Below are 26,145 nucleotides of genomic sequence, written 5' to 3' on the forward strand. Positions count from 1 at the left end.
CATGTCGTCAACCCCGGTAGCCGGCCCGGCCCCCACCGGACCGACCTCCGGATCCGACGCCGGGTCCACCGGCCGGCCGGCCCCGGACCGCCGACGCGGTCCGGGCCGGCCCGGACGCCGGATCCGGCCGGTGTCGGCCGGGGCCGGGCGAGGGCCACGCCGACGGGTCGCCAAGTACTGGCCGCAGTACCTGGCCGTCTCGCCGTACTACCTGATCTTCTCGGTCTTCATGCTCTTCCCGGTGCTCTACACCGTGTACCTGGCGTTCCAGAAGTGGGACGGCATCGGGGACATGCAGTTCGTCGGCTTCCAGCAGTTCCGCTTCCTGTGGGACGACCCGGTGTTCTGGCAGTCCCTGCGCAACACCCTCGTCATCTGGGTGCTGTCCACCGTGCCGATGCTCTTCATGGCGCTGGTGCTCGCGGTGCTGGTGAACTCCACCAAGCGGTTCACGGCCTTCTACCGGGTCGCCCTGTTCATCCCCAGCATCACCTCGCTGGTGGCCATCGCGATCTTCTTCGGCGCGATCTTCAGCAACAACTTCGGCCTGATCAACGCCGTTCTGAGGGCGCTGCACGTGTCGGCCGTGCCCTGGATGAGCAACGAGTGGACGATCAAGCTGGTGATCGCTGCCCTGATGACCTGGCAGTGGACGGGCTACAACGCCATCATCTACCTGGCCGGCCTCCAGGCGATCCCCTCCGAGCTCTACGAGGCCGCCCGGATGGACGGGGCGGGCCCGGTGCGGATCTTCTTCTCCCTCACCATCCCGCTGCTGCGGCCCATCATCCTGTTCACCGTGATCGTCTCCACCGTCACGGGCCTGCAGAGCTTCACCGAACCCCAGGTGCTGTTCGGCAGCGAGGCGGCCACCAACCCCAACTCCGGCGGACCGGGCCAGGCCGGTCTGACCACCTTGCTGTACTTCTACCACCAGGCCTTCGACAACAACGACTTCGGCTACGGCGCCGCGATCGTCTGGGCCTTCTTCCTGCTGATCCTGCTCATCGTCGTCATCAACTGGAGCCTGGTGCAGCGTAAGGAGCGACGGACATGAACAGCTTGAACCGCAAGCGCCTCAGGGGTCTGAGCGTCCATGTGCTGCTGATGCTGGGCGTGGTCATCTCGGTGTTCCCGTTCTACTGGATCGTCGTCATGGCGACGAACACCTCGCAGGACATCTACCGCTATCCGCCCAAGCTGTGGTTCGGCGACAACCTGCTGACCAACCTTCAGCACCTGTTCCACAGGATGGACTTCTTCGGGTCGCTGCTCAACACGGTGATCGTCGCGTTCTGCACGACCGCGCTGGTGCTGTTCTTCGACTCGCTGGCGGCCTTCGCCTTCGCCAAGTACGAGTTCCCCGGCAAGAAGTTCCTCTTCGCCCTGCTGGTGTCGATGTACATCCTGCCGACCCAGCTGGCGATCATCCCGCAGTACGAGATCATGGTGCAGCTGGGCTGGCTGGGCACCCTCAAGGCGCTCATCGTGCCCGCCGCCGCCAACGCCTTCGGCATCTTCTGGATGCGGCAGTACACCACCACCAGCGTCCCCGACGAACTGCTGGACGCCGCCCGCATCGAGGGCGCCGGGTTCTTCCGGCTGTACTGGCACGTGGTGCTGCCGTGCGTCCGGCCGGCCCTGGCGTTCCTCGGCATCTACACCTTCATCGCGGCCTGGAACGACTACATCCTGCCGTTGGTGATGCTGGTCAACCCCGACCGCCTCACCCTCCAGGTGGCGCTGGCCCAGCTGTACGCCGGCCACTCCACCGACTACAGCATGGTGATGTCCGGAGTGCTCCTGTCCGTCATCCCGCTGGTGCTGGTGTTCACCTTCTTCGCCCGCGGCTTCATCGCCGACGCCACCAAGGGGGCCCTGCGCTGACGGGGGACGAGCACGAGGAGACGGGCCCGCCTACAGGGCCCGGGCGACGAGCAGCGCGACGTCGTCGTGGTCGTCGGGGTGGCGCAGACCGTACAGCAGGAGGTCGCAGATCTCTTCCAGGGGGCGGGCGGGTTCGTCCAGGAAATTGAGGAGAACGGCCAGGCGGTCGTCGATGGCATGGTGCCGGGTCTCGACCAGGCCGTCCGTGTAGAGGACCAGGAGATCACCGGGAACGAGATCGGTCGTCACGGTCTCGAACGGGACGCCGCCCACGCCGAGCGGGGCCCCGGAGGGCAGGTCCAGCAGCACCGGGGGATGACCGGGGCCGGCCAGCGCGGGCGGCATGTGTCCGGCGTTGGCGATCCGGCACCGTCGGCTGTGGGGGTCGTAGACGGCGTAGAGGCAGGTGACGATGTAGTGCTCCAGATCGCAGGTGATCTTGTCCAGGTGCTGGAGCACGGCGCCGGGATCGAGGTCGAGGTCCGCGTAGGCGCAGGTGGCGGTGCGCAGCCGGCCCATGGTGGCGGCCGCGTCGATGCCGTTGCCCATGACGTCCCCGACGACCAGCGCGGTCTTGTCGTCGGTCAGCGGGATGACGTCGTACCAGTCGCCGCCGACCTCGCTGGTGGCCTGGGCGGGCTGGTAGCGGGAGGCGAGGTCGAGGCCCGCGTGATGGGGAGGGTGGTCGGGCAGCAGGCTGCGCTGCAGGGTGAGGGCGGTGTTGCGCACGCTTTCGAACCAGCGTGCGTTGTCGATGGCCACGGCCGCCCGGCCGGCCAGCTCGCCGGCGAGGACCACGTCGTCCTCGTCGAACGGGAGCGGGTTGCGGGTCCGCTTGAGGTCGAGGGCGCCGAGCACCTCACCGTGGGCGATCAACGGCACGGCGAGGTACGAGTGGACGCCGGCCCGGGCCAGCAGTGAGCCGGCCTCGGCGTCCCGGGCGATGCGGGGGATGTCGCGGTCGCCGACGTGGCGCACCAGGACCGGCCGGCCGGTGTGTACGCAGAGGGTGACCAGGCGGTCCCCGTCGTAGGCCGCGACGTCACCGGGAGGGTCGGCGGCGCGCAGGGCCACGGTGGGGTGGGCCGCCTTGAGCGCGAGGGCGCGGAAGAGCTCCGGGCCGTCGTCGGGCCGGCGCGAGCGGCGGCAGGCCAGAGCGGAGTCCAGGACGTCCACGGCGACCACGTCGGCGAGCTGGGGGACGGCGATGTCGGCCAGTTCACGGGCGGTCTGGTCCACCTCCAGCGTGGTGCCGACCCGGGTGGAGGCCTCGGCGATGAGCGCGAGGCGGCGCCGGGCCCGGTCCGCCTCCGCCGCCGCGCGGTGCCGTTCGCTGACGTCGACGAGCGAGGTGGCCGCGCCCAGGACCCGCCCGCCCGGATCCTCCAGCCGGTAGAAGGACAGGGACCAGGCGTGCTCGTGGTCGGGGTCGCCCGGCGGGCGGCCCACGTGGTACTGGTCGAGCAGCGGGGTGCCGGTGGTCAGCACCTGGCGCAGCAGGGACTCGATGGTGTCGACGTCGGGCAGGGGCAGGGTCTCCCTGAGCCGACGGCCCACATGGTCCTCGGCGGGGATTCCGTCGATGCGCGCCAGCGCCGGATTGACCAGGAGGTAGCGCAGGTCGGGATCGAGCAGGGCCAGGCCGATGGGTGACTGGCTGATCAGCCGCTCGCACAGGGCCAGATCGGTCTCGACGCGCTGCAGCAGGGTGTGGTCGGCCACGATGCCCAGGGCGTAGACGTCCCCGAGGTCGTCCTGCAGCCGCATGTTGCGGAACTCCATCAGCCGGCTGCTGCCGTCCTTGTGCCGGATGGGGAAGGTACCGGCCCAGCTCCGGCCGGTCTCCAGCACCTCCGTGAACAGCCGCACCACGGCCTTGAGGTGTTTGGAGTGGATGAACAGCCGCGCCGCGTACTTGCCGAGGGCTTCCTCGGCGGTGTACCCGAAGAGCCCCTCGGCCTGCGGGGTCCAGAACACGATGCGCCCCTCGGAGTCGAGGACCATGGCGGACACGTTCAGGACGTCCAGCAGACCGGTGGGCGGGGGCGCCGCGGACGCCTCGGTGCCGTACGCGTTCCCGTCGGACCGGAAGGGTTCGGCTGTCATCCCAGATCCTCCTCCCTCCATGCTGCCCCCGGCGCGGGATCTCCGGAAGCGCGGCGGCCCGGGGGGCATCCCGCCGAAGCCGTGCGCATCGGCCGCCGCTGCACAGCGGGCCCTCCGACCTGCTGTGACTTCCCCCACCTGCTCTTGCCGGAGCGAAGAAGGCTTACCTACGTTCGGTCGCATGTCCCCCCAAGGCTCCACTCCTCCCGGCGAACCGCTCGACTGGTCCCTCGATCTGAGCGCGCACGAAATGCTCCGGCGCGCCCACGTCCTGGACGCCCTCGGCCCCGACTGGGACCCCGTCGAGGCACTGCACGGCGAGGATGCGGCGTACGGCCTGCTCTACTCCGGCCTGAGCGCCGAGCAGCAGCGCCTGTACGACGAGCTGGTCGCGGCCGGTGTGCTTCCGCGCAGGGGAGAGGGCCATGCTGCCGCTTGACCCGCAGGCCGACCTCGGCCGCCGCGCCTGGGTGGCGTGCCCCAACTGCAACGACCACCGTGGGTGTGCCACCTGCGAGGAACGCCGTACCTGTTCCACGCACTGGCGCTACCTGCTCTCCAACGTCGGCAGCCTGCTCCATCTGCAGTGCCCGTCGTGCACGCACATCTGGACCCACGAGACCCGCTTCGGCGCCACCCGCTCCCGCTGACACCGGCGCCCTCGGGGTGAGCCCGGACGGCGGATCCGCGCCCGCTTTCGGATGACCCCGCCGTCTGTCGCCGGGGACGGCGGGCGGACGGGGCGGAGGATCGCCGACGGCGGTCATCCCTGCCTGCCGTTCGTCGCCCGGAGGCAGCCGTGCACATCCTGCTCCTAGCCAGCGCGTTCAACAGCCTGACCCAGCGTGTCCACGCCGAACTGCGCGACCGAGGTCACCGCGTGGCGGTGGAACTCGCCCTGCCCGGCGGTTCGTTGCCGGACGCCGTACGGCGGCACGCACCGCAGCTCGTCGTGGCGCCGATGTTGAGGACGGCGATCCCCGAGGAGGTGTGGACGGCGTACACCTGCCTCGTCGTCCACCCCGGGCCCGTCGGGGACCGCGGGCCGTCCTCCCTGGACTGGGCGATCCACGAGGGATTCGACCGGTGGGGCGTCACCGTGCTGCAGGCCGACGGCGAGATGGACGCCGGTGACGTGTGGGCGTCCGTACCGTGCCGGCTCCCTCCGGTGGCCAAGAGCGGGCTGTACCGGGGTGAGGTCGCCGACGCCGCGCTCGAGGCCGTCCTGCTCGCCGTGGAGCGCTTCGCCGGGGGGACGTACGTCCCGAGCAGGCAGGACGCGGCGAGCCCGGCCGACACCCGGCTGCGCACGCGTCCGTACCTCGACCAGAGCGTCCGGCGGATCGACTGGGCGGAGGACCCCACCCGGACCGTCCTGCGCAAGCTGCGGGCGGCGGACTCCCAGCCCGGGGTGCTGGACGTGCTGTTCGGCGACGAGTGGTATCTGCACGGTGGTCACCCCGAGCGCGTGCTGCGCGGCCGTCCCGGCGAGCTGCTGGCCACCCGGGCGGGCGCGATCTGCCGGGCCACCACCGACGGCGCCGTGTGGATCCCCGAGCTGAGGCCCCGACGGCTGCCCGGACGGCCGCCCACCTTCAAACTGCCCGCCGTCCAGGCCCTGGGCGACCGGCTGCCGCCGCTGCCCGAGGACGAACCACCCCGGCTGCCCGACGCGCGGGACGACACCACCTGGACGGACATCCGCTACCGGGAGGAGGGGAACGCGGGCTTCCTGTCCTTCTCCTTCCCCGGCGGCGCCATGAGCACCGAGCAGTGCCGGCGCCTGCTGGACGCCTACCGGGAAGCGTGCGAGCGGCCCACGTCGGTGCTGGTGCTGGGCGGTGAACGGGACTTCTTCTCCAACGGGATCCACCTCAACCTCATCGAGGCCGCCGCCGACCCCGCAGCCGAGTCCTGGGCCAACATCAACGCCATCGACGATCTGGTGGAGGCCGTCCTGACGACGACGGACCGGCTGGTCGTCGCGGCCGTCGCGGGCAACGCCGCGGCGGGCGGGGTGATGCTCGCCCTGGCGGCCGACGAGGTCTGGTGCCGCTCCGGCGCCGTACTGAACCCGCACTACCGGCTGATGGGCCTGTACGGCTCGGAGTACTGGACGTACAGCCTCCCGCGCCGAGTGGGCCCCGCGGCGGCCGAACGGCTCCTGCGGGAGGCCCTGCCGGTGAGCGCGGCGGGCGCCCTGCGGCTCGGACTCGCCGACCGGGTGGTCGAGTGCGGTCCCGAGGCCTTCGCGGGGGAGGTCGGCGCTCTGGCGGCGCGGCTGGCGTCCCTGCCGGGCACGGCGGCCCGGATCACCGCGAAGAAGACGGAGCTGGACCGTCTGCAGAGCACGACCCCGCTGAGCGGCTTCCGGGAGCGGGAGCTGGCCCGGATGCGCAGGACCTTCGACGACCCGCAGGCGCCGTACCACGCACTGCGGCGGGCGTTCGTCCACAAGACGCGTCCCGCGTGCACCCCTGCGCACCTGGGTCCGGCCCCGGTTGCGGACACCGGGTCGACCCCCTTCGCCGCCGAGGTCACCGCAATGGCCCCCCATGACGTCTCATCCCGGCCGATCCGCTGATACCAAGAGACTCGATGGTCGAAATGCAGGCCTTCATCCCTTACCTCCCCAGGAGGCGGTCCCATGACTGAGGCGACGCCGGACACGGTCGGCGCTGCGGACGCCACAGGCGCGCCCGCCGAAGAGACACCCACGATCCACATCCTCTGGATCAACGCGGGGCTGAGCTGCGACGGCGACTCGGTCGCGCTGACGGCGGCCCAGCAGCCGAGCATCGAGGACATCGCGCTCGGCGTGCTCCCGGGGCTGCCGAAGATCGCCGTGCACTGGCCGCTGATCGACTTCGAGTGCGGTCCGGTCGGCGGCGCCGACACGTTCATCGAGTGGTTCTTCAAGGGGGAGCGGGGCGAGATCGACCCGTTCGTCCTGGTCGTCGAGGGATCCATCCCCAACGAGGCGATCAAGCCGGAGGGCTACTGGTGCGGCTTCGGGGACAACCCGGAGACGGGCCAGCCGATCACGACCAGCGAGTGGATCGACCGGCTCGCGCCCAAGGCGCTGGCGGTGGTCGCCATCGGCACCTGCGCCACCTACGGCGGTATCCACGCCATGGCCGGCAACCCGACCGGCGCGATGGGCGTACCGGACTACCTCGGCTGGGACTGGAAGTCCCAGGCAGGCATCCCCATCGTGTGTGTCCCCGGCTGCCCGATCAAGCCCGACAACTTCGCCGAGACGCTCACCTATCTGCTCTACCAGGCGACCGGCGCCGCCCCGATGATCCCCCTGGACGACAAACTGCGTCCGACCTGGCTGTTCGGGGCCACCGTGCACGAGGGCTGTGACCGGGCGGGCTACTACGAGCAGGGTGAGTTCGCTCTGTCGTACGACTCGCCGAAGTGCCAGGTCAAGATCGGCTGCTGGGGCCCGGTCGTCAAGTGCAACGTGCCCAAACGCGGCTGGATGAACGGGATCGGCGGCTGCCCGAACGTCGGCGGCATCTGCATCGCCTGCACCATGCCCGGATTCCCCGACAAGTTCATGCCGTTCATGGACGAACCCCCCGGCGCCAAGGTGTCGAGCACCACGAGCACCGCCTACGGAGCCGTGGTCCGCAGGCTGCGGACGATCACCGCCAGGACGGTGGACAAGGAGCCCAAGTGGCGCCGCACCGGAGAAAAGATCACCACCGGATACCGACCCCCGTGGTGACGACCCCGCACACCTGATCCGCTTCTGCTTCGCGCACCCCCACACGAACCGACCGCGCAACGAAGGGCACGGCAAAGACGATGGCAAGGACGACGGCGGCCGGAGACGGCAGCGGCCTGGTGGAGATGGCCTGGGACCCGATCACCCGGATCGTGGGCAGCCTGGGCATCCACGCGAAGATCGACTTCAAGCAGAAGCGGATCGCGGAGTGCTACAGCACCTCCTCGGTCTTCCGCGGCTACAGCGTCTTCATGCGCGGCAAGGACCCCCGCGACGCCCACTTCATCACCAGCCGCATCTGCGGGATCTGCGGCGACAACCACGCCACCTGCTCGGTGTACGCGCAGAACATGGCGTACGGCGTGAAGCCCCCGCACCTCGCCGAGTGGATCATCAACCTCGGCGAATCCGCGGAGTACATGTTCGACCACAACATCTTCCAGGAGAACCTGGTCGGGGTCGACTACTGCGAGAAGATGGTCAAGGAGACCAACCCCGGCGTCCTCGAACTCGCCGAGCGCACCGAGGCCCCGCACGCGGCCGAGCACGGCTACCGCACGATCGCCGACATCATGCGCTCGCTGAACCCCCTGGAGGGCGAGTTCTACCGCGAGGCCCTCCACGTCAGCCGCTACACCCGGGAGATGTTCTGCCTGATGGAGGGCCGCCATGTGCACCCCTCCACGCTCTACCCGGGCGGCGTGGGCACCATCGGCTCCGTGCAGCTCTTCACGGACTACCTCAGCCGGCTGATGAAGTACGTGGAGTTCATGAAGCGGGTCGTGCCCCTCCACGACGACCTGTTCGACTTCTTCTACGAGGCGCTGCCCGGCTACGAGGAAGTGGGCCGCCGAAGGGTGCTCCTCGGCTGCTGGGGCGCGCTCAACGACCCCGAGTACTGCGACTTCACCTACGCCAACATGACGGACTGGGGCCGGCGCATGTTCGTCACGCCCGGCATCATCGTGGACGGCAAGCTCGTCACCAGCGACCTCACCGAGATCAACCTCGGCATCCGCATCCTGCTGGGCAGCTCCTACTACGAGGACTGGCTGGGCCAGGAGCAGTTCGTCACCCACGACCCGCTGGGCAACCCGGTGGACCCGCGCCACCCGTGGAACCAGCACACCATCCCCGCCCCGCAGAAGCGGAACTTCGACGACAAGTACAGCTGGGTCATGTCCCCGCGCTGGTTCGACGGCAAGGACCACCTCGCCCTGGACACCGGCGGCGGCCCCATCGCCCGGCTGTGGTCCACCGCCCTGTCCGGGCTCGTCGACACCGGCTATGTGAAGGCCACCGGCCACAGCGTGATCATCAACCTGCCCCGCACGCTGACCAAGCCGGAAACCACCTTCGAGTGGAAGATCCCGAAGTGGAGCAACGCGCTGGAACGCAACCGCGCGCGCACCTACTTCCAGGCCTACACCGCCGCCGTCGCCCTGCACTTCGCGGAGAAGGGCCTGGAGGAGGTCCGGGCCGGACGCACCCAGACCTGGGAGAAGTTCGAGGTCCCCGACGAGGGCATCGGCGTCGGCTTCACCGAGGCCGTCCGCGGCGTCCTCTCCCACCACCTGGTGATCCGCGACGGCAAGATCGCCAACTACCACCCGTACCCGCCGACCCCCTGGAACGCCAGCACCAGGGACAGCCTCGGCACACCCGGCCCGTACGAGGACGCCGTGCAGAACACCCCGATCTTCGAGGAGAACCCCCCGGAGAACTTCAAGGGCATCGACATCATGCGCACCGTGCGCAGCTTCGACCCCTGTCTGCCCTGCGGCGTCCACATGTACGTCGGCGGCGGCAAGACGGTGAAGTCGATGCACGTGCCCACCGGCCTGAGCGGACTGGGCGGATGAGCGCGACGACCGTGACCCGACCCGTGAACGCGGAGCAGACCGGGCGCCGTATCGAGGAGGTCCTCGACCGGCTGGCCGCGAGCGGCGACCCCGACGCCGCGGCGGCGGCCGAGGAACTCGTCCGCTCCCTCATGGACTTCTACGGCTCCGGCCTCGCCCGCATCCTCCACCTGCTGTCCTCCACTCCCGGCGCACCACTCGACGGGCTGCTCGGCGACGAACTCGTCGCCGGCCTGCTCGTCCTGCACGATCTGCACCCCGAGGACCGCGACACCCGTATCGCCCGCGCCCTCGACAGCGTCCGGGACCACACGCTGGAGGTGGTGGACTTCGACGAGGCCGGCGGCACGCTCAGGCTGCGCGCCCGGGCGGGCGGCGGGTGCGGCTGCGGCTCCGGCTCCGGCGCGGACGCCCGGCAGGCCGCGGAGGCGGCGCTCGCCTGCTTCGCACCCGAGGTCACCGCCGTCGACGTACAGACCCCGCCCGCCGGGCCCCCGCTCCTGCAGATCGGCACGGCACCGTCGGGGACCCGATGAGCGCGACCACCGTCGGCCTGCGGAGGTTTCTCACCGAGCGTCCGTCGCAGCCGGAGCGGTGCGAACTGTGCGCCGCAGCGGTGCCCGAGGACCACCGCCATCTGGTCGACACGGAGCAACGCGCCCTCGTCTGCGCCTGCATCGCCTGCGCGCTGCTGATGGAACAGCCGGGCGCCGCCGCGGGCCGCTTCCGCGCGGTCCCGGCCCGCTACCTCACCGACCCCGGCCACCACCTCGACGAGCAGGCGTGGGAGGCGCTGCGGATTCCGGTCGGCGTCGCCTTCTTCTTCCGCAACGCGGCGCTCGACCGACTCGTCGCCCTCTACCCGAGCCCGGCCGGAGCCACCGAGAGCGAACTCGAACCGGCCACCTGGACCGAGGTCCTCGGCGGCAGCCGCCTCGCGGAACTCCTCGAACCCGACGTGGAGGCGCTGCTGCTGCGCCGCCACGACGGCCGCTGCGAGTGCCATCTCGTACCGATCGACGTCTGCTACGCACTCGTCGGCCGGATGCGCCTGCTGTGGCAGGGTTTCGACGGCGGAGCCGAGGCCCGCGCCGCGCTGGACGCGTTCTTCGCGGACGTCGCGCGCCGCGTCCGGCCCCTGGACGAGGCGGGGCGCCCGTGACGGAGTTCTCCTTCGCCTGCGTGGACGTGCGCGCCGACCGGTTCGCCGCCGGACCGACCCTCGTCTTCCGGCTGCGCGTCACCGCCGCCGGCGGCGAGCGCGTGCACGCCGTCGCGCTGCGCTGCCAGATCCGCATCGAACCCGCCCGCCGCGGCTACGCGTCCGCCGAGGCGGACGGCCTCTCGGACCTGTTCGGCGAGCGCTCCCGCTGGGGCAGCACCCTCCAGCCGGTGCAGTTCGCCGAGGTCGCGCTGATGGTGCCCGGCTTCACCGGCGAGACCGAGACCGACCTCGTCGTGCCCTGCACCTACGACATGGACATCGCCGCCACCCGCTACCTCGCCGCCCTCACCGACGGCGAGGTCCCCTTGCTGATGCTCTTCTCCGGTACGGCCTTCACCGGTGCCGGCGGCTTCCGGGTCGAACCCGTCCCCTGGGACCGCGAGGCGGTCTTCCGGATGCCGGTCGCCACCTGGCGGGAGATGGTCGAACAGCACTTCCCCGGCTGCGGCTGGATCCGGCTGTCCCGCGCCACCATGGACGGCCTGCTCGCCTACCGCTCCCGGCACGCCCTGCCCTCCTGGGAGGCGACCCTCGAGGCCCTGCTCGGCGACGGCGACCGGCCCGCGAGCGACCCGTTCCGCGCCCTCACCCGCACCACCGGAAGGACCGATCCGTGACCGTGACCGCGTTCGCCCCCGAGACCGAGGAGCGGTTCGCCCTCGCCCGGCAGGTGGCCGACGCCGTCCTCTTCGAGGGCTATGTCCTCTACCCGTACCGCGCCTCCGCCGCCAAGAACCGGCTGCGCTGGCAGTTCGGGGTGCTCGTGCCGCCCGCCTGGGGCGCGGACTGCGAGGAGCACGACTTCCAGCACACCGAGTGCCTGATGGAGCCGAGGAGGGGCGCGACCCTGTCGGTCGAGGTGCGCTTCCTGCGCGCACGCCGGCGCGCGGTGCAGCGGTCCTGCCTCGACGGCGGCTTCGAGACCGTCGCCGAACTCCGCCTGGAGGACCGGGTGCTGGTGCCCTGGGACGAGGGCGTCGAGGAGCGCGTCGAGGTCGTCGTACCGGTGGAGGAGCTGCTGGGCGACGGCCTCACCCGTCCCTTCCGGCTGCCCGCGGGGGAGGACACCGAGCCGGTCCTGGACGCTTCCGGCCGCCCCGTCGGGCGACTCGTCCGGCGGTGGGAGAGGAGCGACGGCACGGTCCGGCTGTCCGCCCGCGAACTCGACGGCCCCTACCGGGCCATGCGGCTGACCGCCGTCGTCGAGAACACCAGCGACTGGACGCCGCCCGAGGGCCGCGCCGCCGACCGGGACGCGGCACTGCCGCACTCCCTCGTGGCCACCCATCTCCTCATGGCCCTCAGCGCCGGGTCGTTCCTGTCGATGACCGATCCCCCCGAGTGGGCGAGGGGCGCGGCCGCCGCCTGCCGCAACCTGCACACCTGGCCCGTCCTCGCCGGCGAACCCGGCCGCGCCGACCTGGTGCTGTCCTCCCCGATCATCCTGGAGGACCACCCGGCCATCGCGCCGGAGAGCCCCGGCGCGCTCTACGACGCCACGGAGATCGACGAGATCCTCGCCCTGCGCACCGCGGCCCTCACCGACGAGGAGAAACGCGAGGCCCGGGGCACCGACGAGCGCGCGGCCGCCGTGATCGACCTCGCGGACTCGATGCCGGCCGAGGTGCTGGAACGCCTGCACGGAGCGGTGCGCGGGCTCCGGGAGATCACCGGTGACAACGGCGCCGGCTTCCCCGACGAGCACGGCGTGCCGCGCCCGGACACCCCCTGGTGGGACCCGGCCGGCGACGCCGGCTTCGACCCGGCGCGGGACCGGGTGGTCGTGGACGGCCGGCCGGTGGGCCGGGGCAGCCGCGTCGCACTGCGTCCGGGCCTGCGGCACACGGACGCCCAGGACCTGTTCCTCCAGGGCCGCACGGCGATCGTCGAGGCGGTGCTGCACGACGTCGACGGCGTGGTGCACCTGGCGGTCACGGTCGAGGGCGACCCGGGCGCCGACATCCGCCGGGAGCAGGGACGGTTCCTGTACTTCCAGCCCGACGAGATCAGCCCGCTGGAGGACGCCGTATGAACTTCCCCGCACCGTCCGGCCCCAGGACCCTCGTCGCCGGTATCGGCAACATCTTCCTCGGCGACGACGGCTTCGGCGTGGAGACCGCGCGCCGCCTCGCCGAACGCGACCTCCCCGGACACGTCGAGGTCGTCGACATCGGAGTGCGCGGCGTCCACCTCGCCTACCAGCTCCTCGACGGCTACGACACCCTCGTGCTCGTCGACGCCACGGCCCGCGGCGAACCGCCCGGCACGCTGTACGTCATCGAGTACGACGGCCCCGGCGACACCGGCGCGGTTCCCGCGATCGACGGTCACCGGATGACGCCCGACACCGTCCTGGCGCTGCTCGGCACCCTCTGCGCCGGCACCGGCGGCGAGCCACCTCGCCGCGTCCTGATCGTCGGTTGCGAACCGGCCTCGGTCGAGGAGGGCATCGGCCTCAGCCCGCCGGTGTCCGACGCCGTACCGGAGGCCGTCCGGCTGATCGAAGAGCTGCTGCGAGGCGGTGAGCCGTCCGTGGCGCAGGCCTCAACCGCTGAGGCTCCGACATGAGGAGAGACGGGATGAAGAAGATCGTCATCGGTGGAGCGGCCCTCGCCGCCCTGACCGCCGTCGTGGTCGAGGTGTTTCCCGACCTCAGGCGCTACCTGCGGATCCGACGGATGTGACAGGGGGCGACCCCGGCGCCGTGCGGTTGCGTCGAACGGCGTACCCGCACGGCCGGCGACGGCGTGCCGGGCGGTACGACCCGGGTGCCCCGCCTCTAATGAAGGCCCGCCCCTCACGAAGGCCGGCGGGAGGCACGCCCCGGGAGGTCGCAGACCGATGCACGAGATGTCCGTCGCGCTGGCCGTCGTCGACCAGGTGGCAGAGGCCGCCGCACAGGCCGGCGGTGTCACGGCGGTGCGCACGGTCCGGCTCCAGGTGGGCGAACTGGCCGGAGTCGTCCCCGACTCGCTCGCCTTCTGCTTCGAACTGGCCTGCGCCGGGACCCTGCTGGAAGGCGCCGAACTCGTCACCGAGGCCGTGCCGGGCCGGGCCCGCTGCACGGCCTGCGCGCATGAATGGGCCGTCGGCATGCCGCCCCGGCTGACCTGCCCCGACTGCGGCGGCACGCGGACCGACCTCTTCGCGGGCCGGGAACTGCGAATCACCGGCGTGCGGTGGGAGGACGGCGGGCCCACCCCCACCCGCGAACCGATCTCCGAGGAGTGCTGAACCATGTGTCGTGTCGTCGACCTGCGGCAGGCGGTACTCGCGAAGAACGACGCGAGCGCCGACACGCTCCGCGCCCACCTCGCCGCTCGCGGCACCACGGTCGTCAACCTGCTGTCCAGCCCCGGCAGCGGCAAGACCGCGCTGCTGGAACAGGAACTGCTGCGGGCCCGTGAGCGGTCCGTGCCCGTCGCCGCGCTGACCGCCGATCTCGCCACCGAGAACGACGCGGAGCGCCTGGCCCGGGCGGGCGTCCCCGTCAAGCAGGTGCTCACCGACGGACTGTGCCACCTGGAGGCGGGGATGCTCGCCGGGCACCTCGACGGGTGGCTGCCCGACCCGACCCGGCTGCTGTTCGTGGAGAACGTCGGCAACCTGGTCTGCCCCGCCTCCTACGACCTGGGGGAGACCCTCAGGGTCGTCCTGGCCTCCGTCACGGAGGGCGAGGACAAGCCGCTCAAGTACCCCACCGCCTTCGGTCTCGCCCACCTCGTCGTGGTCACCAAGACCGACATCGCCGAAGCCGTCGAGTTCGACGAGCTCGCCTTCCGAGCGAACGTGGAGCAGGTCAACCCCGGTGTCGAGGTGCTCCTGACCTCGGCCCGCCGCGGGAAGGGCGTCGGCGCGCTGCTCGACAGGGCGATGGCCGCGGCGGAGGGCGCGCCGGTCCACACACCGGTCATGGCCGGTCGGCCGGACACCCCGCACGGCCCTACGCACACGGGCGAGGCCGAGGCCGGCGCCCTCGCCCCCACGCCCTCGTGAGCGCTCCACCGCCGTCGGCCGTCCTCGCCGGCGACCCGCCGCTGCGCCGTCGGGTCGTCGTGCGGGGCGTGGTGCAGGGCGTGGGCTTCCGGCCGTACGTGTACGGCCTCGCCACCGAACTCGCCCTGGTCGGACACGTGACCAACACCCCGGAGGGCGTCGTCGCCGAGGTCGAGGGCAGTGCCTCGGCCGTGGCCCGGTTCTGCGACCGGATCGCCGCCCAGGCACCCCCGTTGGCCCGGGTCGAGTCCGTCCACCACCAGGAGCTGCCCGCCAAGGGGGGCGAGGCGTTCACGATCCTCGCCTCCCGCACCGACGGGCCGGCCCGCACCCTGGTCTCCCCGGACACGGCCACCTGCGCCGACTGTCTGGCCGAGCTGACCGACCCCGCCGACCGGCGCCACCGCCACCCCTTCGTCAACTGCACCCATTGCGGCCCGCGCTTCACGATCGTCACCGGCGTCCCGTACGACCGGGCCAACACCACGATGGCCGGCTTCCCGATGTGCGGAGACTGCGCCCGCGAATACGGCGATCCGGCCGACCGGCGCTTCCACGCCCAGCCGGTCGCCTGCCCGGCCTGCGGGCCGCGACCGCGGCTGACCGTCGCGGGCTCCGGGAGTCCCGCCGGGGCGGATCCCGTCGCAGCGGCCCGCGCGTTGCTCACGCGCGGCGCGGTCGTCGCCGTGAAGGGCCTGGGCGGTTACCACCTGGCCTGCGACGCCACCAACGACACGGCCGTCGCCCTCCTCCGGCACCGGAAGGCACGGGGCGACAAGCCGTTCGCCGTCATGGCCCGCGGCACGGCCGACCTCGAGCACCTCGTCCTGCTGAGCGCCGAGGAACGGCGCCTGCTCGAAGGCGGTGCCAGGCCCGTCGTACTGCTGCGGCGGCGCCCGGACCCGTCGCCGCGCGCGGCAGGGGTCCCGTGTCCCGCGGAGGCCGTCGCACCCGGCAGCCCCGACCTCGGTGTGATGCTGCCGTACACGCCCCTGCACCATCTGCTGTTCGGCCTGCCCGGCGACCCGGACGGCCCCCGGCTGCTCGTCATGACCAGCGGCAACGTGTCCGGCGAGCCGATCGTCACCGACGACGCCGAGGCTCGGGAGCGGCTGGCGCATCTGGCCGACGCCTGGCTCACCCACGACCGGCCGATCCACGTCCCCTGCGACGACTCCGTGGTCCGCCTCTGCGACGGAGAGCCGCTGCTGATCCGCCGCTCCCGCGGCTACGCCCCTCTCCCGGTCCCCCTCCCGCTGCCCGTCCGCCCCACCCTGGCCGTCGGCGGGGACCTCAAGAACGCCTTCTGCCTCGGGGCCGGGCGTCGGGCATGGCTGTCGGCGCACATCGGCGACATGGACGATCTCGGTACCCAACGGGCCTTCGAGCGTGCGGAGGCCCACCTGGAGTCGATCACGGGTGTGCGGCCCGGGACCCTGGCCGCCGACCGGCATCCCGGCTACCGCTCCGGCCGGTGGGCCGACCGGAACGCGGGCGCAAGGCCCGTCGTGCGGGTCCAGCACCATCACGCCCATGTCGCCGCCGCGATGGCCGAGCACGGGCTGGACGGCACCCGGTCGGTGATCGGAGTCGCCTTCGACGGTACGGGCCACGGCGACGACGGCGCGGTGTGGGGCGGGGAGTTCCTGCTCGCGGACTACGACGGCTTCACCCGGTTCGGGCACCTGGCGTACGTCCCGCTGCCCGGCGGCGACGCGGCGGTGCGCAGGCCGTACCGCATGGCGCTGTCTCATCTGCGGGCTGCCGGGATCCGCTGGTCGGCCGACCTGCCCTGTACGGCCGCCTGCCCACCCGACGAACTGGCCCTTCTGGAGCGGCAGTTGGAGCGCGGCCTGCACTGCGTCCCCACGTCCAGCATGGGTCGGCTCTTCGACGCGGTGTCCTCGCTCGCCGGTGTGTGCCACCGGGCCGGATACGAGGCCCAGGCCGCCGTCGAGCTGGAGGGGGCCGCCCTGCACGCGCCCGCCGAGGACACCACCGCGTACTCCTTCGGGCTGCGGGCGCCGCGGGAGCGCGGCGACGCGGTACGGGCCGACCCGGCACCCGTCCTCGCGGCGATCGCCCGCGACCTGCGCGCGGGCCACCGGCCGGACCTGGTCGCGGCCCGCTTCCACCGGGGCGTGACCGGACTGGTGCACCGGATGTGCGCGCGGGCCCGGGAGCGGCACGGACTCGACACGGTCGCCCTGACGGGAGGCGTGTTCGCCAACACGCTGCTCTCCTCGGCCTGCGCCGCCGTTCTGCGCGAGGACGGCTTCACGGTCCTGCGGCACCGCCTGGTGCCGCCCAACGACGGCGGTCTGGCACTGGGCCAGTTGATGGTGGCCGCCCGGGCCACCTCCGCCGACTGAGCAATCCGCGACCCACAGCGAGGAGGGCCCATGTGCCTGGCGGTACCCGGCAGAGTGCTGGACATCGAGGAACGCGACGGCACCCGGATGGCCACCGTCGACTTCGGCGGAGTGGTCAAGGAGGTGTGTCTGGAGTACCTGCCCGACCTCCAGGTCGGCGAGTACGCCATCGTCCACGTCGGGTTCGCCCTGCAACGGCTGGACGAGGAGTCGGCGAAACAGACGCTCGAACTCTTCGCCGAACTCGGCATGCTGCAGGAGGAGTTCGGCGACGCCTGGGAGATGGCGGCGGCGGAGGCGGGCGCGGACACGGTGGAAGAGGTGCGCAAGTAGTGAGGTACATCGACGAGTTCCAGAACCCGGAGCTGGCCCGTCGGCTCCTCGACGACATCCACGCCACGGTGACCAGGCCCTGGGCCCTGATGGAGGTCTGCGGCGGACAGACGCACAGCATCATCCGGCACGGCATCGACCAACTCCTGCCTGACAAGATCGAGTTGATCCACGGGCCGGGGTGTCCGGTGTGCGTGACCCCGCTGGAGGTCATCGACAAGGCCCTGGAGATCGCCTCCCGGCCCGAGGTGATCTTCTGCTCCTTCGGCGACATGCTGCGCGTGCCGGGCACCGGACGGGACCTGTTCCAGGTCCGCGGCGAGGGCGGTGACGTACGCGTCGTCTACTCGCCGCTCGACGCCCTGCGGATCGCGCGGCAGAACCCCGACCGCGAGGTGGTGTTCTTCGGTATCGGCTTCGAGACGACGGCCCCGCCCAACGCCATGACGGTCCATCAGGCCCATGAGCAGGGCATCCGGAACTTCAGCATGCTGGTCTCCCATGTCCGCGTACCGCCCGCCATCGAGGCGGTCATGTCCTCGCCGAGCTGCCGGGTGCAGGGCTTCCTCGCCGCCGGGCACGTGTGCAGTGTGATGGGCGTGGGGGAGTACCCCGAACTGGCGGAGCGGTTCCGGGTGCCGATCGTCGTGACGGGCTTCGAGCCGCTGGACATCCTCGAAGGCGTCCGCAGGACAGTCCGGCAGCTGGAACGCGGCGAACACACCGTGGACAACGCCTACGCCCGTGCGGTGCGCCCGGAGGGCAACCCGGCCGCCCGGGCCATGCTGGAAGACGTCTTCGAGGTCACCGACCGTGCCTGGCGCGGCATCGGGGTGATCGCGCGGAGCGGCTGGCGGCTGTCGTCGAAGTACCGCGCGTACGACGCCGAGCACCGCTTCTCCGTGGACGGCATCCGTACGCGGGAACCGGCCGAGTGCCGCAGCGGCGAGGTCCTGCAGGGGCTGCTCAAGCCCCACGAGTGCGCGGCCTTCGGCACCCTGTGCACCCCGCGTACGCCGCTGGGCGCCACCATGGTCTCCAGCGAGGGCGCCTGCGCGGCGTACTACCTCTACCGGCGGCTGGACGTGTCCACCACCACGACGTCCCGGGAGGCGACCCCCGTTGTCTGACACCACCGATCTCCCCGCCCTCGACCTCGAAGGGTGGACCTGCCCTTCCCCGGTGCGCGACCGGCCCCGGGTCGTCATGGGCCACGGCGGCGGGGGAGTCCTCTCCGCCGAACTGGTCCAGCGGATCTTCGCCCCGGCCTTCGGCGGCGAGGTGCTCGCCCAGATGGGCGACGCCGCCGTCGTCTCCCTGGGCGGGGCCCGGCTGGCGTTCTCCACCGACTCCTACGTCGTACGGCCGCTGTTCTTCCCCGGCGGCAGCATCGGGGACCTGGCGGTCAACGGCACCGTCAACGACCTGGCGATGAGCGGCGCCCGGGCCGCCTATCTCTCCTGCGGATTCATCCTCGAGGAGGGCGTCGAACTGGACACGGTCGCGCGGGTGGCCGAGGCACTGGGCGCGGCCGCGCGCACCGCCGGTGTGGAGGTGGCCACCGGGGACACCAAGGTGGTGGAGGCCGGCCACGGCGACGGGATCTACCTCAACACGGCGGGCATCGGTGTCGTCCCGGCGGGCGTCGACCTGCGCCCCCAGCGGGTCGTCCCCGGCGACGTCGTGATCGTCAGCGGTTCCGTCGGCGTCCACGGCGTGGCGGTCATGAGCGTCCGCGAGGGCCTGGAGTTCGGGGTGGAGATCGAGAGCGACTGCGCCGCGCTCGGCGGCCTGGTCGAGGCCATGCTCGCTGTCACTCGGGATCTGCACGTGCTGCGCGATCCCACCCGGGGCGGCCTGGCGGCCGCGCTGAACGAGATCGCCGCCGCCTCCGGCACCGGGGTGGTCCTCCGGGAACGCGACATCCCCGTCCCCGAGGCCGTGGCCAACGCCTGCGCCATCCTCGGCCTGGACCCGATGTACATCGCCAACGAGGGCAAGCTGGTCGCCTTCGTCCCGCGTGAGCACGCCGAGGCCGTCCTGGAGGCGATGCGGGCACATCCGCTGGGCGCGGACTCCGTGATCATCGGGGAGACCGTCGAGGCGCATCCCGGCATGGTGGTGGCGCGCACCGGGCTGGGCGGCACACGCGTGGTCGATCTGCCGATCGGGGAGCAGCTGCCACGGATCTGCTGAGGCGGATCCGTCGAGGCCGGATCGCTCGTCGAGAGCCGGCCGGGGGTGAGCCCGGCCGGGAGTGAAGGCGTGCGCTACCTCGGTCGGCGCCCGGTCTTGGGGTCCTGCGGGTCCACGCCGGTCGTGGCGGACGCGTCCTTGGTGCCGCTGGCACGCTGGGAGCGGCCCTTGCGTCCGGTGTCCCGGCGGCCCTTCTCGTCCTCGCCGGCGTACTCCTCACCGCGGGCGCCGGCACTGCTGACCTTGTCACCCGGGACGGACTTCGTCTCCTCCTTGGACTTCGTCCGGCCCGGGCCTCGTGCGCCGGCCTGCTCCGCGTCGAAGGAGCGGCGGGCGCTGGGGTTGTCCTGCTGGTGTGTCTCGTCGACGTCGGGCGCCCAGCCGTGCTGTCCGGTGCCCTTGTGCCGGCTCGGGCCCTGTCCGTGCGGTGGCTCGGACCCGTGTGGTTTCTTCGGCATGGCCGACCTGCCTGTTCAGTGGGGGGACGCCGGTCGCGCGTCGCCGCGATGCTTGAATTATCCCCTCTCGTGATATTCGGGGCATGTCGGCAGAGGGGGCGGCCGGTCTCGGCACCTCTTGATCGTGCCGCTGATGATCATCTCGAGCTGCTCGGCTGTGCGGCCACCGCCGCGACGGGTGGGATTCCGTCGGCCGGTGGCTGCTCCTGGATCCAGTGGCGTCCGGGCCGCGCCGGCTGATCATGTCTGCGGCGCCGGCCACGATCCGCTGGCCGATGTCATAAGACCGTGTTAAAAACCGGCATTCCCGGATGATTACCCTAGGGTGATGGCGTGCGCGGAATCCTGTTGGCCGGAGGTACCGGCTCGCGACTTTGGCCCCTGACCCGCTCGGTGTCGAAACAGCTGCTGCCGGTCTTCGACAAACCGATGGTCTATTACCCGCTGTCCACTCTTGTGATGGCCGGAGTCCGCGAGATCCTCGTCATCACCACCCCGGAAGACCGGGCCCAGTTCCGCCGCTTGCTCGGTGACGGCAGTCACCTGGGACTGAGGCTGGAATACGTGGCACAGGAACGCCCGGAGGGCATCGCCCACGCATTCTTACTGGGTTCCGGATTCATCGGGCGGGAGTCCGTCGCCCTGATTCTCGGCGACAACATCTTCCACGGCAGCGGCCTCGGCACCCGGCTGGCCCGGCACGACGATCCGGTGGGCGGCAGGGTGTTCGCCTATCAGGTCGCCAACCCCTCGGCCTACGGAGTGGTGGAATTCGACGAACGGGGCCGGGCGGTCTCGATCGAGGAGAAACCGGACCGCCCCAGATCCCGCTACGCCGTGCCCGGACTGTATTTCTACGACAACCGTGCCGTGGACATCGCCCGCGGCCTACGGCCCAGCGCCAGGGGCGAGTTGGAGATCACCGACCTCAACCGCGTCTATCTGGAAGCGGGGGCGCTGCATGTCACGCGGCTCGACCGGGGCACCGCGTGGCTCGACACCGGCACCTTCACCTCCCTGGTACAGGCCTCGGAATTCGTCCGGGTCGTCGAGGAACGCCAGGGCTGCAAGGTCGGCTGTGTCGAGGAGGCGGTCTGGCGGGCCGGCCTGATCGACGACGACCGGCTCCGGGAACTGGCCCGGCCGCTGCTCAAGAGCGGATACGGGCACTATCTGCTGGGGCTGCTCGAGGACTCGCCGCAGCTCGTCACGGCCCACGGAAGGAAGTGATCGGGTGAGACCGCTCGGTATCGAAGGGGCGTGGGTGGACACGCCCAGGGTGTTCACGGACGACAGGGGCCGATTCCACGAGTGGTTCAAGAGCGACGCTTTCCGCGAGGCCGTCGGTCACGCTTTCCGGTTCGAGCAGGCCAATTGCTCCCGCTCCGTTCGCGGCACGCTCCGCGGCATTCACTACGCGGCGGTCCCGCCGGGTCAGGCGAAATACGTCACCTGTGTCAGCGGTGCCGTCCTCGACGTCGTGGTCGACATCCGTGTCGGGTCCCCGGGTTTCGGGAGATGGGAGGCGGTCCGCCTCGACGACACGACACATCGCTGCGTCTATCTCTCGGAGGGCCTCGGCCACGCCTTCATGGCGCTGGAGGACGACGCCACCGTCGTCTATCTGTGTTCGCAGGGATACGCGCCGCAGCGCGAGCACGGGATCAACCCGCTCGACCCTGCGCTGGCCATCGAATGGCCCGGTGACCTCACCCCGCTCCTCTCGGACAAGGACGCCGCCGCGCCCACGCTGGAGGAGGCCGGGCGGCGGGGTCTGCTGCCCTCGTTCGAGGAGTGCGCCGTCTATCGCGGAAGTCTGGTCGGCGGCGCCTGAAAGAACCACCTTGAATCGGGCGCCGAAGGCAACCATGAGAAGCCGCGGAGAATATGACGCCGCCCGGGTGATCCTCCTACGCGAGGCGGGTTGTTCCTTTAATCATTTTGTCATTGTGGGGGAAGGGATGACGTCGTTCATGGCCGAAGGAGATATGGCGGCCAAGCAGAAGGAAGCACAGCGAGTGCGGGCTTGCCGTCTGATCCCTCCCCAACGTGAGGAAGGTTCTCTTGAACCGTAGAACGATCCGAATCTCGCGCCTCAAGTACGTCACGCTGGTGACGTCGAGCGCGGCGGCGGTGGCGCTCGGCGTCGTGCCGAACACGGTGGCCGCCGCCGAGGCGATGCACAGTTCCGGCGGCGGCCGCGCCACGGCTCAGGTGCGCCCGACCGAGCCGGTCTCGGCGGCCATCGCCGACGCGATCCGCAGGGCGGGCCCCGGCGGGACGGCGACGGTGAACGGCCTCGTGAGTACCCCCGAAGACCGGGACCACGACTCCCACCACCGCGGCGAGCGGGGCCCCCGCGGGCCGCAGGGGCCGAGGGGTCACGAGGGCAAGCCGGGCAAGCCGGGACCGCAGGGGCCAAAGGGTCCTCAGGGCGCGCAGGGTGCCCAGGGAGCCCAGGGAGCCCAGGGAGCCCAGGGCGCACAGGGTGCCCAGGGCGCTGGGGGCACGAACGGCGTTCAGGGAGCCCAGGGAGCGCAAGGTGCCCAGGGAGCGCAGGGAGCGCAGGGGGCTCAAGGCGCCCAAGGCGCCCAGGGAGCGCAAGGTGCTCAGGGCGCTCAGGGAGCTACGGGTGTCACTGGGGTCGTCAGGCTCTACGTCAACACGTTCACCGCGACGACCGGGAACACTTCGACCGTGTTCTGCGACACCGGCGACTTCGCCACCGGCGGCGGCGGCGCCATCGGGAACGGCAACCTGCAGAGCAGCTTCCCCATCGGCGGCACGCCTCCCGCGCCTCCCAGCGGTGGCGGCAACCCGCCCACCGGGTGGCAGGTCGTGAACACCGCCACCGACGAGGCCCCCATCGCCTACGTCGTCTGCGCCGACGTGACGCCGTAACTCCCCTGTGAGCGGCGGTCAGGTCCTGGCCGTCCCGCACGACGGGTGCCCCCGAGGCTCAGGCCTCCGGGGGCACGCTCGCATGTCCCCGGCCTCCAAAGGGTGGCTGCCGCCTTTTACACCAGCAGCGGCCCCCCGCACCGTTCGGCGCCGTCCTTCATCGCGATGAGGTTGGCGATCACGTACGAGATGTTCTTCTCGGAGTGCCACTCGGACGGGAAGTGTGTGGCCAGCCGCGAGCTCTGGAACCTGGCCTCGAGCTCGGGCACGAAGGCGCGGTACCGGTCGTCCGTGTAGTACCAGAACGAGTTCTCGTTGTAGTACGCGACGTGACTCGGGTCCTGGTACGCGCCACGGCCGTCGGAGCTGGGTGTCGAGATGAGCAGCATGCCACCGGGGGCCAGGAGCCGGTACAGCTCGTTGATCAGCGGCACCTTCGCCGGCACGTGCTCGAGGAAGTCCACGGCCCGCACCAGGCCTACCGAGTCGTCGGGCAGGTCCAGCCGGCCGGGCAGGGTCGCCACGATGTCGACGCCCTCGGCCGGGAACTTGTCCACGCCCACGTAACCCGGCGGCTTGCGTCGGGCCGCGCCGAGGTCCAGCGCGGTCAGTCCCCTCCGGTAGGTCCAGGCGAGGGCGTTCGCCTCGATGTACTTGTCGTACAGGGCGACCGTCTCCCGCTGGATGTGCGCGTTGATCTCCGGGTCGCGCTGGGTGTTCGCGGGGTGCATCCGCTGGAGGTACAGACAACGGGGGATGTGGTGGAAGTCGCCGACATGGAACAGACGGCACATCAGGTCCTGATCGTCCAGGACGGTACGGGCTGCGTCGTACCCGCCCGCCTCGAGGTAGGCGTTCCTGCGGAAGGCCCGTACGTGGTTGGGCGCGTACCAGATGTACGAGACGTTGTGCGGCGTCGGCGCCATCGACCTGACCTGGAGCAGCTGGCGGCCGTCGACGCGCACCTCCTCGTAGTGCCAGCCGTGAGCCTCGTTGAACCGATCGTCGTCCCGTTTCCCGTCCTCGGTGATCTGCGCGGTGTTGCTGTAGACGAAGACGGCCTCGGGATGGTCGTCGAACGCCTTGCCCAGCTCCGCCAGACACGCCTTCGCCAGCAGGTCGTCGTGGTCGAGCTCCACGAGGATGTCTCCGCGTGCCAGCTCACAGGCCCTGCGCTTGGCCGCCCCCACACCGGTGACGTCGTCCGCGATCTCCACCCGGATCCGCTCGTCGGGATGCTCGGGGCGCCACCGGGCGCCGTTGTTGAGCAGGACGATCCACTCCCAGTCCGGACACGTCTGCGCCTGCAGGGTCGCCAGGCACTCATCGAGGAAACGGGGCCGGTGACTGGGGGTGAAGACGGAGAACCTCGGGGTGGCGGTCGACGTCAAGGGGTACTCCCTGCAGGGCTCGATGTCGGTGAGGGCGGTTCACGTTACGAGCCCGCCCCCACGACGCCGCAGTTCGGCAGGCGGTTGGGTGCACGGACCACCCGAATGCAGCCGCGCAGCCGGGCTCACTTCGCGGGAGCCGTGATCTCCCTTTTGAGGATCTTGCCGCTGGGGCCGGTCGGGAGAGTGTCCATGAGCCAGATCTCTCGGGGGTACTTGTACGCGGCGACCCGGTCCTTGACGAATGCGCCCAGTTCGTCGGGGGTGGCCCGGGCGCCGGGGCGCAGGACGACCGCGGCCGCGATCTCCTCGCCCAGGTGGGCGTGCGCCACGCCCACCACGGCGGCCAGGGCGACGGCCGGGTGCTCGTGCAGGACCTCCTCGATCTCGCGCGGATAGACGTTGTAGCCACCGCGGATGATCATGTCCTTCTTGCGGTCGACGATGTAGAGATAGCCGTCCTCGTCCCACCGAGCGAGGTCGCCGGAGCGCAGCCAGCCGTCCGGGATGGCGGCGGCCGTCTCCTCCGGGCGGTTCCAGTACCCCTTCATCACGTTCGGCCCGCGGACCGCGAGTTCGCCGACCCGGCCGGGCGGGACGTCCTGCCCCTTGTCGTCCAGGAGCCGCACCTCCACGTCCCGGATCGGAGTGCCTACGGACCCGGCCTTGCGCGGCCGGTCGGGGTGGTTGAACGTGACCACCGGACTGGTCTCGGACATGCCGAAGCCCTCGAGGACCACGCAGCCGAAGCGCCGCTCGAAGCCGTGCAGGACCTCCACCGGCAGCGAGGCGCCGCCCGAGACGCACATCCGCAGCGTCGACACGTCCGACTCCTGCGGGTGTTGCAGCAGCGCCGCGTACATGGTGGGTACGCCTTCGAAGACCGTGGCCCGGTCGCGCGCGATGGCGTCCAGGACCGCCTGCGGCTCGAACCGGGGGACCAGCGTGAGGGAGGCCCCTGCCCGGACGGCCACGCTCATCGTGCAGATCTGGCCGAAGATGTGGAACAGCGGCAGACAGCCCACCACCACGTCGTCCGGCGTCATCCGCTGCACATGGACCGTGTTGACCTCGGTGTTGTGCCGCAGCCCTCCGTGGGTGAGGGCGGCACCCTTGGGACGCCCGGTAGTGCCGGAGGTGTACAGCAGCACGGCCACGTCGTCGTCGTTCGTCTCCGTCACGCCCGGCAGCGGCTCGTGCCCGGCCAGCAGACCGGCGAAGGCGGCGGGTTCCACGGCCAGATGCCGCACCCCGGCGGCGGCCGCGCCCTGCGTGCCCTCACCCGGCGCCCGGTACCACTCGAACAGCAGACGCGCCCCGGAGTCGGTGAGGTGGTACTCGGTCTCCCGCGACTTCAGCAGCGGGTTCATCGGGACGACGACCGCCCCGGCGCGCAACACGCCGTAGTACAGGACGACGAACTCGGGAACGTTGGGCAGCATCAGCGCCACCCGGTCGCCCGGCCGTACGCCCTCGGCCCGCAGCAGCGCGGCGGCCCGGGCGCTGCGCTCCTCCAGCTCCGCGTAGGCGGTGACCTGCCCGCCCAGGCGCAAGGCGGGACGGTCCGGCTGCCGCACCGCCGTCTCCACCAGAAAATCCGCCAGATTGGCCATGCCCCGCCTCCACGAATGTCACCGTCGAAATCCGTCGTTCACGTGGAGGACATGGTGCTGGCGTATCGG

The 26,145-nt window shown here is 71.2% G+C and carries 26 protein-coding genes; 22 read left to right on the forward strand and 4 right to left on the reverse strand.

What is annotated here, in order from left to right:
• Window position 1 precedes the first annotated feature (1 nt).
• Together ACIBVL_RS21215 and ACIBVL_RS21220 are read left to right on the forward strand one after the other, a co-directional pair.
• Window positions 2–1,057 (forward strand): carbohydrate ABC transporter permease, encoded by a 1,056-nt coding sequence (locus tag ACIBVL_RS21215; protein WP_399098762.1) that lies wholly within the window; start codon window positions 2–4, stop codon window positions 1,055–1,057.
• Window positions 1,054–1,887 (forward strand): carbohydrate ABC transporter permease, encoded by an 834-nt coding sequence (locus ACIBVL_RS21220; protein ID WP_399098763.1) that lies wholly within the window; start codon window positions 1,054–1,056, stop codon window positions 1,885–1,887. The genes ACIBVL_RS21215 and ACIBVL_RS21220 overlap by 4 nt, the downstream gene beginning before the upstream one ends.
• Window positions 1,888–1,917: 30 nt before the next feature.
• On the opposite strand, the gene ACIBVL_RS21225 is transcribed toward ACIBVL_RS21220, so the two are convergent.
• On the reverse strand, window positions 1,918–3,993 hold the full coding sequence (locus tag ACIBVL_RS21225; protein ID WP_399098764.1) for a SpoIIE family protein phosphatase: 2,076 nt from the start codon (window positions 3,991–3,993) through the stop codon (window positions 1,918–1,920).
• 181 nt (window positions 3,994–4,174) lie between these two features.
• Here ACIBVL_RS21225 and ACIBVL_RS21230 point away from each other — a divergent pair, with 181 nt between their 5' ends.
• From ACIBVL_RS21230 to hypE, 17 genes are all read left to right on the forward strand, one after another.
• Window positions 4,175–4,432 carry a DUF6400 family protein gene (locus tag ACIBVL_RS21230; protein ID WP_399098765.1) on the forward strand — a complete coding sequence of 86 codons (258 nt, stop codon included), beginning with the start codon at window positions 4,175–4,177 and terminating at the stop codon, window positions 4,430–4,432.
• On the forward strand, window positions 4,419–4,643 hold the full coding sequence (locus ACIBVL_RS21235) for a hypothetical protein (RefSeq protein ID WP_399098766.1): 225 nt from the start codon (window positions 4,419–4,421) through the stop codon (window positions 4,641–4,643). The genes ACIBVL_RS21230 and ACIBVL_RS21235 overlap by 14 nt, the downstream gene beginning before the upstream one ends.
• Before the next feature lie 149 nt (window positions 4,644–4,792).
• A complete protein-coding gene (locus tag ACIBVL_RS21240; RefSeq protein WP_399098767.1) occupies window positions 4,793–6,577 on the forward strand; it encodes a hydrogenase maturation protein in 1,785 nt (594 codons plus the stop codon).
• 63 nt (window positions 6,578–6,640) lie between these two features.
• Window positions 6,641–7,729, forward strand: coding sequence for a hydrogenase expression protein HypE (locus tag ACIBVL_RS21245; RefSeq protein WP_399098769.1), 1,089 nt, complete (start codon window positions 6,641–6,643; stop codon window positions 7,727–7,729).
• 80 nt (window positions 7,730–7,809) lie between these two features.
• Window positions 7,810–9,591, forward strand: a complete 1,782-nt coding sequence (locus ACIBVL_RS21250; protein ID WP_399098771.1) for a nickel-dependent hydrogenase large subunit — start codon at window positions 7,810–7,812, stop codon at window positions 9,589–9,591.
• The gene (locus ACIBVL_RS21255) at window positions 9,588–10,127 is read left to right on the forward strand and encodes a hypothetical protein (protein ID WP_399098772.1); all 540 of its coding nucleotides are present in this window, start codon (window positions 9,588–9,590) and stop codon (window positions 10,125–10,127) included. The genes ACIBVL_RS21250 and ACIBVL_RS21255 overlap by 4 nt, the downstream gene beginning before the upstream one ends.
• A complete protein-coding gene (locus tag ACIBVL_RS21260; RefSeq protein ID WP_399098773.1) occupies window positions 10,124–10,753 on the forward strand; it encodes a DUF5947 family protein in 630 nt (209 codons plus the stop codon). Before ACIBVL_RS21255 ends, ACIBVL_RS21260 begins: the two co-directional genes overlap by 4 nt.
• Entirely contained in the window at window positions 10,750–11,433 is a 684-nt protein-coding gene (locus ACIBVL_RS21265; RefSeq protein WP_399098774.1) for a DUF6084 family protein, read from the forward strand. Before ACIBVL_RS21260 ends, ACIBVL_RS21265 begins: the two co-directional genes overlap by 4 nt.
• The gene (locus ACIBVL_RS21270; protein ID WP_399098775.1) at window positions 11,430–12,848 is read left to right on the forward strand and encodes a hypothetical protein; all 1,419 of its coding nucleotides are present in this window, start codon (window positions 11,430–11,432) and stop codon (window positions 12,846–12,848) included. The genes ACIBVL_RS21265 and ACIBVL_RS21270 overlap by 4 nt, the downstream gene beginning before the upstream one ends.
• Window positions 12,845–13,384 (forward strand): hydrogenase maturation protease, encoded by a 540-nt coding sequence (locus tag ACIBVL_RS21275; protein WP_399098776.1) that lies wholly within the window; start codon window positions 12,845–12,847, stop codon window positions 13,382–13,384. The genes ACIBVL_RS21270 and ACIBVL_RS21275 overlap by 4 nt, the downstream gene beginning before the upstream one ends.
• An 11-nt stretch (window positions 13,385–13,395) precedes the next feature.
• Entirely contained in the window at window positions 13,396–13,500 is a 105-nt protein-coding gene (locus ACIBVL_RS21280; protein WP_399098777.1) for a DUF6893 family small protein, read from the forward strand.
• A gap of 157 nt (window positions 13,501–13,657) precedes the next feature.
• Window positions 13,658–14,050, forward strand: a complete 393-nt coding sequence (hypA, locus tag ACIBVL_RS21285; RefSeq protein WP_399098778.1) for a hydrogenase maturation nickel metallochaperone HypA — start codon at window positions 13,658–13,660, stop codon at window positions 14,048–14,050.
• Window positions 14,051–14,053: 3 nt separating this feature from the next.
• On the forward strand, window positions 14,054–14,812 hold the full coding sequence (gene hypB, locus ACIBVL_RS21290; RefSeq protein ID WP_399098779.1) for a hydrogenase nickel incorporation protein HypB: 759 nt from the start codon (window positions 14,054–14,056) through the stop codon (window positions 14,810–14,812).
• Window positions 14,809–17,184, forward strand: a complete 2,376-nt coding sequence (gene hypF / locus ACIBVL_RS21295; RefSeq protein WP_399098780.1) for a carbamoyltransferase HypF — start codon at window positions 14,809–14,811, stop codon at window positions 17,182–17,184. Before hypB ends, hypF begins: the two co-directional genes overlap by 4 nt.
• A gap of 30 nt (window positions 17,185–17,214) precedes the next feature.
• Window positions 17,215–17,517 (forward strand): HypC/HybG/HupF family hydrogenase formation chaperone, encoded by a 303-nt coding sequence (locus tag ACIBVL_RS21300; protein ID WP_399098781.1) that lies wholly within the window; start codon window positions 17,215–17,217, stop codon window positions 17,515–17,517.
• A complete protein-coding gene (hypD, locus tag ACIBVL_RS21305) occupies window positions 17,517–18,647 on the forward strand; it encodes a hydrogenase formation protein HypD (protein WP_399098782.1) in 1,131 nt (376 codons plus the stop codon). The genes ACIBVL_RS21300 and hypD overlap by 1 nt, the downstream gene beginning before the upstream one ends.
• The gene (hypE, locus tag ACIBVL_RS21310; RefSeq protein WP_399098783.1) at window positions 18,640–19,713 is read left to right on the forward strand and encodes a hydrogenase expression/formation protein HypE; all 1,074 of its coding nucleotides are present in this window, start codon (window positions 18,640–18,642) and stop codon (window positions 19,711–19,713) included. Before hypD ends, hypE begins: the two co-directional genes overlap by 8 nt.
• Before the next feature lie 74 nt (window positions 19,714–19,787).
• Here the strand turns inward: hypE and ACIBVL_RS21315 are convergent, their stop codons facing one another.
• Complete coding sequence (locus ACIBVL_RS21315; RefSeq protein WP_399098784.1) at window positions 19,788–20,171, reverse strand: hypothetical protein; 384 nt, start codon at window positions 20,169–20,171, stop codon at window positions 19,788–19,790.
• 333 nt (window positions 20,172–20,504) lie between these two features.
• Between ACIBVL_RS21315 and rfbA the strand changes: the two genes are divergently transcribed.
• The 3 genes from rfbA (at window position 20,505) to ACIBVL_RS21330 (ending at window position 23,072) form a co-directional block, all read left to right on the forward strand.
• Complete coding sequence (gene rfbA, locus ACIBVL_RS21320) at window positions 20,505–21,401, forward strand: glucose-1-phosphate thymidylyltransferase RfbA (RefSeq protein ID WP_399098785.1); 897 nt, start codon at window positions 20,505–20,507, stop codon at window positions 21,399–21,401.
• 4 nt (window positions 21,402–21,405) lie between these two features.
• Window positions 21,406–22,005, forward strand: a complete 600-nt coding sequence (gene rfbC, locus ACIBVL_RS21325) for a dTDP-4-dehydrorhamnose 3,5-epimerase (RefSeq protein ID WP_399098786.1) — start codon at window positions 21,406–21,408, stop codon at window positions 22,003–22,005.
• A gap of 230 nt (window positions 22,006–22,235) precedes the next feature.
• The gene (locus tag ACIBVL_RS21330; RefSeq protein ID WP_399098787.1) at window positions 22,236–23,072 is read left to right on the forward strand and encodes a hypothetical protein; all 837 of its coding nucleotides are present in this window, start codon (window positions 22,236–22,238) and stop codon (window positions 23,070–23,072) included.
• A 116-nt stretch (window positions 23,073–23,188) separates the two neighbouring features.
• On the opposite strand, the gene ACIBVL_RS21335 is transcribed toward ACIBVL_RS21330, so the two are convergent.
• Together ACIBVL_RS21335 and ACIBVL_RS21340 are read right to left on the reverse strand one after the other, a co-directional pair.
• Window positions 23,189–24,463 (reverse strand): glycosyltransferase, encoded by a 1,275-nt coding sequence (locus tag ACIBVL_RS21335; protein ID WP_399098788.1) that lies wholly within the window; start codon window positions 24,461–24,463, stop codon window positions 23,189–23,191.
• A gap of 125 nt (window positions 24,464–24,588) precedes the next feature.
• Entirely contained in the window at window positions 24,589–26,076 is a 1,488-nt protein-coding gene (locus tag ACIBVL_RS21340) for a long-chain fatty acid--CoA ligase (protein WP_399098789.1), read from the reverse strand.
• Window positions 26,077–26,145: the final 69 nt, after the last annotated feature.

Source organism: Streptomyces sp. NPDC049687 (assembly GCF_044465285.1).
Classification (GTDB): Bacteria; Actinomycetota; Actinomycetes; order Streptomycetales; family Streptomycetaceae; genus Streptomyces.